Source organism: Paenibacillus sp. NPDC101420 (assembly GCF_050277435.1).
Taxonomy (GTDB): Bacteria; Bacillota; Bacilli; order Paenibacillales; family Paenibacillaceae; genus Paenibacillus_AQ.
On record NZ_JBNNSE010000016.1, the window covers coordinates 1 to 7722 of the forward strand.

At 44.4% G+C, this 7722-nt stretch carries 7 protein-coding genes; all 7 read left to right on the forward strand.

Annotation, left to right across the window (positions count from 1 at the left end):
* Positions 1–211: 211 nt before the first annotated feature.
* Genes ACQKMP_RS30435 through ACQKMP_RS30465 form a run of 7 tightly spaced genes read left to right on the forward strand, consistent with a single transcriptional unit; the run spans position 212 to position 7420 of the window.
* A complete protein-coding gene (locus tag ACQKMP_RS30435; RefSeq protein ID WP_042183788.1) occupies positions 212–1834 on the forward strand; it encodes an ABC transporter substrate-binding protein in 1623 nt (540 codons plus the stop codon).
* Positions 1831–2820 (forward strand): ABC transporter permease, encoded by a 990-nt coding sequence (locus ACQKMP_RS30440; RefSeq protein WP_042183789.1) that lies wholly within the window; start codon positions 1831–1833, stop codon positions 2818–2820. Before ACQKMP_RS30435 ends, ACQKMP_RS30440 begins: the two co-directional genes overlap by 4 nt.
* Entirely contained in the window at positions 2817–3683 is an 867-nt protein-coding gene (locus tag ACQKMP_RS30445; RefSeq protein ID WP_143764167.1) for an ABC transporter permease, read from the forward strand. The genes ACQKMP_RS30440 and ACQKMP_RS30445 overlap by 4 nt, the downstream gene beginning before the upstream one ends.
* A complete protein-coding gene (locus ACQKMP_RS30450) occupies positions 3680–4447 on the forward strand; it encodes an ABC transporter ATP-binding protein (RefSeq protein ID WP_231573369.1) in 768 nt (255 codons plus the stop codon). Before ACQKMP_RS30445 ends, ACQKMP_RS30450 begins: the two co-directional genes overlap by 4 nt.
* Positions 4438–5211, forward strand: a complete 774-nt coding sequence (locus tag ACQKMP_RS30455; protein WP_042183794.1) for an ABC transporter ATP-binding protein — start codon at positions 4438–4440, stop codon at positions 5209–5211. The genes ACQKMP_RS30450 and ACQKMP_RS30455 overlap by 10 nt, the downstream gene beginning before the upstream one ends.
* Positions 5208–6266 (forward strand): pyridoxal-phosphate-dependent aminotransferase family protein, encoded by a 1059-nt coding sequence (locus ACQKMP_RS30460; protein WP_042183796.1) that lies wholly within the window; start codon positions 5208–5210, stop codon positions 6264–6266. Before ACQKMP_RS30455 ends, ACQKMP_RS30460 begins: the two co-directional genes overlap by 4 nt.
* A gap of 2 nt (positions 6267–6268) precedes the next feature.
* The gene (locus tag ACQKMP_RS30465) at positions 6269–7420 is read left to right on the forward strand and encodes an amidohydrolase family protein (RefSeq protein WP_042183798.1); all 1152 of its coding nucleotides are present in this window, start codon (positions 6269–6271) and stop codon (positions 7418–7420) included.
* The last annotated feature ends 302 nt before the right edge of the window (positions 7421–7722 follow it).

Below are 7722 nucleotides of genomic sequence, written 5' to 3' on the forward strand. Positions count from 1 at the left end.
CCAGCGCCGATGGTACTTGGACCGAAGGGTCCTGGGAGAGTAGGACGTTGCCAAGCACGCAAGACCACTGTTGAGTAATCGACAGTGGTCTTTTTTTTATATCTATTTACTTAACGGATTGTTAAGATTTAAATTTTGTTTGACAGACCACATTGATTAATCCATAATACAATTCATACTAAACATATAAGAATTATAGGGGGAGCGGATTATGTCATATTTTAATGTATCTGTTAAGAAACCGGTTCTGTTGGGGGCGATAGCAGTTTTGCTATTGATGGTAATTGCAGGATGCTCGGGATCTAATAATAAGGCTGCTTCAAATAAAGATGCGCAGGAAAGTGCGAGTCCAGCAACAGCAACTCAGACTCCTCAAGCGGCAGAGCCGGCAGTAGGAGGAACCTTCATCTATGGTCGGCCTGCATCTGTAACCTCGTTGGATTTGCATAACCAGATTACGTCCAACAATGCTTTTGCAATCGACAAAGTATTTGAATCGTTAGTTGCTTTTGACAGCAAGGGCGAAATTGTAGATTGGCTTGCGAAGTCACATAGTATCAGTGAGGATGGCCTGACGTATACTTTTGAACTTCGCGACGGCGTAAAGTTTTCAAATGGTACGGATGTGACTGCAGAAGATGCTGTATTCTCCCTTGAGCGGCACTTGAAGGTTGGCGGCCCGCTGGCAATATCGGCAAAGGTCGGCACAATTAAGGCGCAGGATAACAAAACGCTTGTTATTACACTTAAAGAGCCTTATACACCATTTATCTCAGAGCTATCCAATTTCTCAAATGGCATCTTGCCTAACAATTTTGGTGGAGTTTCCGAAGAAGAATTCTTTAAGAAGCCAATTGGAACGGGACCCTTTGTGGTTGAATCATGGGATACAGCGGGGGATCTGACCTTCACTAAGAACAAATTCTACTGGCAAGAAGGTAAACCATATATTGATAAGCTTGTTTATAAGTTGATTGAGGATGATAGCCAAGCGATCAACCAGCTGAAGGCTGGGGAAGTTAATGCTATTGAATCTTTAGCGCTGCAAAATGCCAATGAGATCAAAGATGGAGCTGACACTAAAGTAATTACTAACGGCAGTTGGGTGACAGAGCAATTGTTCTTTAATACGCTGGATGAGCATTTCTCGGATGTGCATGTTCGCCGCGCGCTGGCTCTGGCACTTGATCGTGAAGGCTTGACCAAAGCATTAACGTTTGGTTATGCACAAACGGCAAACTCATTACTGCCAACAACGATTCCTTATAACTCCAATGATACAATCAAGGCTCTGAACTTCAATGTTGAGGCAGCCAAGGAGGAGCTTGCTAAATCTGCCTTCCCTAATGGATTCACTACCAAATTACTTGTAGCCTCCGGCAACAGTACAAGAGCACAAGAAGCACAAATTATCCAGGCAGCGGGTCAAACAATCGGGATTAAGATTGAGATTGAATCGATTGAGCTTGCTACTTTCCGTGAACGTTTCTTTGCATATGATTTTGCGGCAATGCTTAATAGCGGTCAAGCGGATTCCCCGGAAGCGAACTCGATCATTGCTTTTCAAACTGATCCGGAAGGCTTCAGCAAATCGTATTGGACGCATTATACGAATGATGAAGTAACGAAGCTTCTATATGAGGGCCAAAAAACTGCAGATGGCGATGCTCGTGCGCAAATCTATACTAAACTGCTGCAGACACTTGCTGATGAAGTACCTTATATTCCGCTTTATTATCCAGATGTCTTGAAAGGTATTCGTTCTTCTGTTGATGGTCTTGTTGTTCTACCTAACGGCAGCGCCCGTTTCGAAGATGTCCACATCAGCCAATGACGAATCTTAAGCAGGTGTTAAATCAACCTAGAGGAAGCAAGGACTCTTACAACTGGCTTGTGATATCACTTATAAAGGCGCTGGCAGTGATCTGCTGCGTAATGATAGCAGTCTTTTTCATCATCCGAATTGTGCCTGGAGATCCAGCTAAAATGATATTGGGAGAATACAGTACCCCTGAGGCGCTCAAGAGTATGCATCATACTCTTGGGCTGGACCTTCCTTTATGGGAGCAGTTCATGCGATTTCTGAAGACGCTATTTACTCAGGGGGATACTGGAAACTCCATTGTTATGGGTACATCAACAAGAGAGTTGATTATGCAGCGTGCCCCTGTCACTTTGTTGCTCATAGTAATGGCGTGTGTGTTGGCGATTTTCGTATCACTTCTGCTTGCTACAGTAGCAGCTACGCATAAGGATAAACTGCTGGATCATTTAATACGTATTTTTCCTACAATAACTTTGGGTATGCCAATCTTCTGGGTTGGCTTACTTTTAATTTTGCTCTTTAGTGTCCGGCTTGGCTGGTTCCCCGTTGGGGGAGTAAGTGAAGGGTGGATTGGAACTTTGCACAGTCTTGCACTTCCGGCAATCACCGTTGCTTTCTCACAGATCCCTACGCTGGTCCGTTCGTTAAGAGCACAGATGCTTGAAGTGTTAGAATCGGATTTTGTAGTTACACTTAAGGCTGCCGGAATACCAAGCAGGGTTATTTTATTTAAACATGTGCTGCGCAATTCGGCTCTACCAACACTGATGCTGATGGGTGTGAATATTTCATATCTAATCGGCGGTACATTGGTCGTTGAACAGGTGTTTGGAATAAAGGGAATTGGCAGTTTGTTATTCACTTCAATTTCGAAACGGGACTTTCCAGTTATTCAAGGAATAGCACTTTACTGTGCGCTAGCTGTTGTGATCATCAGTCTCTTGATTGAAATCATTTCTTGGTGGCTTGATCCCAGAACGAAGGGAAAACAATGAAAACGATAAGACTAGAACCACGATTGTATGAGGCTGGCAAAATGACTAGCGGCTTAAAACGAATATGGAATACCCCTTCACTTCTAGTGGGATTGATTATGTTTGCTGCTCTTATTCTCTTGACTGTGTTCATACCGTATATAAGTCCCTATGATCCCTCCGAGCAAAATTTGAGCGCCTTTCTGCAGCCTCCGTCGGCTGAACACTGGCTAGGAACCGATCAGCTGGGACGTGATCTGTTTACTAGATTGATTTATGCAGCGAGGACTGATTTAAAAATCATGGTCTTGGCAGAAATCATTCCCTTTTGCATAGGTGTGTTCCTAGGAATGCTAGCAGGATATTACGGCAAATGGATTGATACAGTTATTACGCTGCTGTCAGATACGTTGATCGCTTTTCCTTTTTATCTAATCGTCATTATCGTTGCTTTTGCCAGTGGAGCAGGAGAACGAGGCATTTATATTACGTTTATCCTTGTAGGTTGGATTGTCTTTGCCCGTGTAGTGAGAGGTCTTAGCGCATCTTTTCGCAATCAGGAATGGGTGGCATCCGCTCAAACCTTAGGGCTACCCGGAGTAAAAATTATTTTGCGTCATCTGCTGCCCAATGTACTTCCGCAAGCCGTTGTCGTTCTTATGACAGACATGATTGGATTGCTTGTTGCCATTGTTACACTGGGGTATCTTGGGATCGGTATTACACCGCCAACTCCAGACTGGGGAACTATGATCTCAGATGGACAGCCCTTCATCACTACAGCTTGGTGGCTCTCAGCTGTCCCAGGATTTGCAGTGGTGTATACCGGAATAGCTTTGTCGCTCCTAGGTGATGGTTTGGCAGACATATGGAGGAAAAAATGATGTCTATACAACCCATTTTAGAAATAAACGCACTATCGCTGGCAGCGAAGTCAAAAGAGAGATTAGTCAACAATGTTAGCTTTTCGCTGAGCAAAGGGGAGAGTCTAGGATTAGTAGGTGAGTCGGGTTCAGGAAAATCGCTTACGCTGCGTGCAATTCTGGGACTACTTCCAAATGGTGTTGAACAGACAGGTGGCACCATTAAGAGTGACGTAAGCAGTGCGATGGTGTTTCAAGACCCAAGAGGTGCGCTTGATCCACTCTGTATGGTTGTCAATCAGCTGGCTGAAGTCGTGTATTACAGACAGAAAGTTAGTCGAAAGGCTTCGCGAATGATTGCGCTGGAGCTACTCGAAAGGCTTGGTCTCCCTGATTCTTTAAAGAAAAAGGATCGATATCCGAGTCAGCTGTCAGGCGGTCAATGTCAACGGGTAGTCATCGCTTTGGCACTGGCGTGCAAGCCAGGTATTCTTCTCTGTGATGAGCCGACAACGGCGCTGGATGTCACGGTTCAACGACAAATTATTGAAACGATCACGAACCTCCAGCAGGAGTTGGGATTTGCTATGGTTTTTGTAACGCATAATCTCGCGATTGCAGCCAACTTGTGCTCACGCCTATGTGTAATGAAACAAGGGCAGATTGTGGAGCATGGCGCTACCCTTGATATTTTGCAAAATCCATCCGACCCTTACACACAGATGCTGATTGATTCGGTGCTTCCTTTGCCAGAGCTTGAAGGGAGTAGAGACTCATGGAACTAGCCTTACAAATAAAAGATTTAACTGTTCACTACGGCGGATTTACTGCACTGGATTGTATCAATTTGAATCTTGAGCAGCACACCACTCTTGGACTTGTTGGAGAATCCGGTTCAGGGAAATCTACGCTGGCGCGAGTAATTGCTGGACTGATTGCCCCGCATGAGGGGAAGATTCTGTTAGGTACCCAAGAGTTAAAAAAGAAAAGGAGCCGTGAGCAGCGTAAAACAATCCAGATGATCTTCCAAAATCCTGATGCATCGCTGAATCCAAAGCATTCGATTAGGCAAATTCTTTCCGAGCCCTTATTGTTTCATAAAATTGTGGGACGTACGGACGTTGAGCAAAGATGTAAAGAGCTTTTGAACCAGGTTCATTTGGAGCAAAAGGCTTTAGATAAATTCCCGCATGAATTTTCAGGTGGTCAACGGCAACGGATAGCGATCGCTCGTGCATTAAGCGTTGAACCAAATATCCTGATCGCCGATGAACCAACCAGCGCGCTGGATGTATCTGTGCAGCTTAGTGTGCTCGAACTGTTCAATACGCTGAAAGCTGAGCTTAATCTCACCATGCTTTTTATTTCCCATGATCTAGGAGTAATTAATGCAATTAGCGATACGGTAGCAGTTATGCGGCAAGGAAAGCTCGTGGAGCAGAGTCCGAAGGATCAATTCTTCATCCGGCCTAAACATGAATACAGTTACGAGCTGTTGTCGGCAGTTCCTAAAATGCCAAAATCAAGTACATCAGGAGGTTTCTTATGAGCCCAGAATATAATGTACATGTGCCACTTTCAGTGGATGAGTACAATAAGCTTACACAATTGATTTCTACTATCTTGTTTACTGAGCACCCACCAGTTATCATCCCAGCTGAGGCAATTCTGGGGATCGAGGCAGTGGCTGCAGGAATAGCCGCGCCTGGTCGAACCATTGTAAATATAGTAACAGGTCCCTATGGAAGTCTATTTGGAAAGTGGCTTGAACGGGGAGGTGCAACGGTTATTGAAGTAAAGGTTCCTTTTGATGAAGTGGTCACTAGCGACCAAGTTGCTTCCGCAATTAAAGAGTTTAGCCCTTGTGCCCTTTCCTTTGTTCAGGCTGAAGTAGTTACAGGTGGTTCTAATCCGGCTAAAGAAATATTTAAGATTGCAAAGGAGTTCAATCTCATTACTGTGACGGACTCAGTTTCTGCGGTTGGGGGAGAGGCGTTACTGGTCGATGAATGGGGAGTTGATTTTGCTGTGATAGGCGCACAAAAAGCCTTGGCTGGACCTAACGGTGTTAGCGCCGTCAGTATTTCACCACGTGGCTGGCAATTTCTTGAGTCTAATAAAAATGCACCGCGTAACTCCATTCTGTCCTTGCTGGATCTCAAACCTTCGCTGGATGGCACTGCGCCGCTACGGGTTGCTCCAAATATCCCTACTTTAGAGGCTCGAGCTCTGATCCTGGCCTTGACACGAATTGAAGAAGAGGGATTGGAGCAAATCATTCAGCGTCATGAAAGGGCTGCAGCTGCTACATTAGCTGGTATAGAATCCTTGGGGCTTGAGCCTTGGCAAAAGGACAGCAGACATTATTCTACACTGACTACAACGGTTCGGATTGCTGGAAAGCAAGATTTGCAGATCGAAAAACCTATAGGCATTGTGGCTCCAGGAGACGGAGAATTATTTGGCCATCTTTTGCGGATCAATCATTTCGGAACAAATGCTGCTCGGAAAAGTGTGGAGGAAGCCATATCAACACTTGCTGAGTTATTGAAACAAGACCCTGATCAGGCATTACATGCTGTTCGGCTGGCTTGGGGGGAATGAAGATGATTGACAAGCATCCAGAACTGCATACATTCAAGAATATTTATATAGCAGGTATCGAAGGTAAACGTTTTGATGTTGTGATTAAGGATGGTTATTTTTTATCTATAACTGAAATAGAGCCGCAACAAAATAATTCAACACTTACAGGGACAGATCTATGGATTAGTCCAGGTATTATAGATCTTCATACGCATATGGCTTGGACAGACTTTGACCATGCAGATCAATTAAAGCGCGACTCCCAGCAGATCGAAGCCATGCAGGCACAAGCCTTTGAGGCTACTTTAAGGACAGGTGTAACGACTGTACGTGATGCAGGCGGAATTCTGCCCAGCACAGTGCAGCATCTTGTTCAGCAATATCAGCAGCCTTTAAGAGTGCATACCAGCAGCGATATGCTTGGAGCAGCAGATGCCCGTGGACTTAAGCATTTGGAACAACGGATGGCAGAAATCTTTGCTACAGGAGCGGGTTGGATAAAAATCATGGCCACAGGCGGTCTTGGAGCACCTACCGAGAAAGTGGTTGATCCGATCTTTTCCGAAGAAGAATTCGCGTTCATTGTTCGTAATGCACATGCCCACGATAAGAAGGTGCTGGTTCACACCTGGGGTGGAGTGACGATAGACTGGTCCATCCAGGCCGGTGTGGAATCTATAGAGCATGGGATGTTTCTAACTGAAGATCAGGCGGGAAGGCTTGCTAATTCGGGAGTAGCTTTTGTACCTACTACATCCATCTATCGCATTGCTGCAGATCCGAAAGGTGTTCTTGCGTTGAATCCAATCATTTGTGAACGAGCTGCCCGTGCTGCTGAATCACATTCCAAAGCCATTAATTATGCAAAAAGAGAGGGCGTTCGTATTGGATTCGGTACAGATTATGCTACACCCTCATTACATGGTTATAACCTTCAAGAACTGGATACGTTGATTGATTATGGCTTAACTCGCAGAGAAGCGTGGCAGTCAGCTACTAAAAGCGCTGCTGACATTCTAGGGAGCGGTAACGAGCTGGGGCAGATTGCAGAAGGTTTTATTGCAGATGCTGTTGTTTTCAATGTCGATCCATACCAGGCGTATAATGCAGAGATACTTCGAAACAGTATCGTTTCCGTAATTACTGGAGCGAAGGAAGCGGAATTAATTTAGATTCGTTTAAGCTATCTTCTGAAAACAACTGATATCTTTTTCAGTTGTTTTTCTTTTATATTATGGAATGTATATAAGGCAACAGTATATAAAGATAGAGTATATTCATTAATACATGATTTATGGTTTTTAAATCATTCAAAAAAAAGTGTTGCAATGAATCTCTATACATGATATATTCTATTTCTGGCCGAGAAACACACATGACGAGCTCGAAAAAGAAGTTAAAAAAAGAGCTTGACATTAAACGGCCGAACATGATATAGTATAAGAGTTGCTGCTGAGACATTAAACGGCGCCAA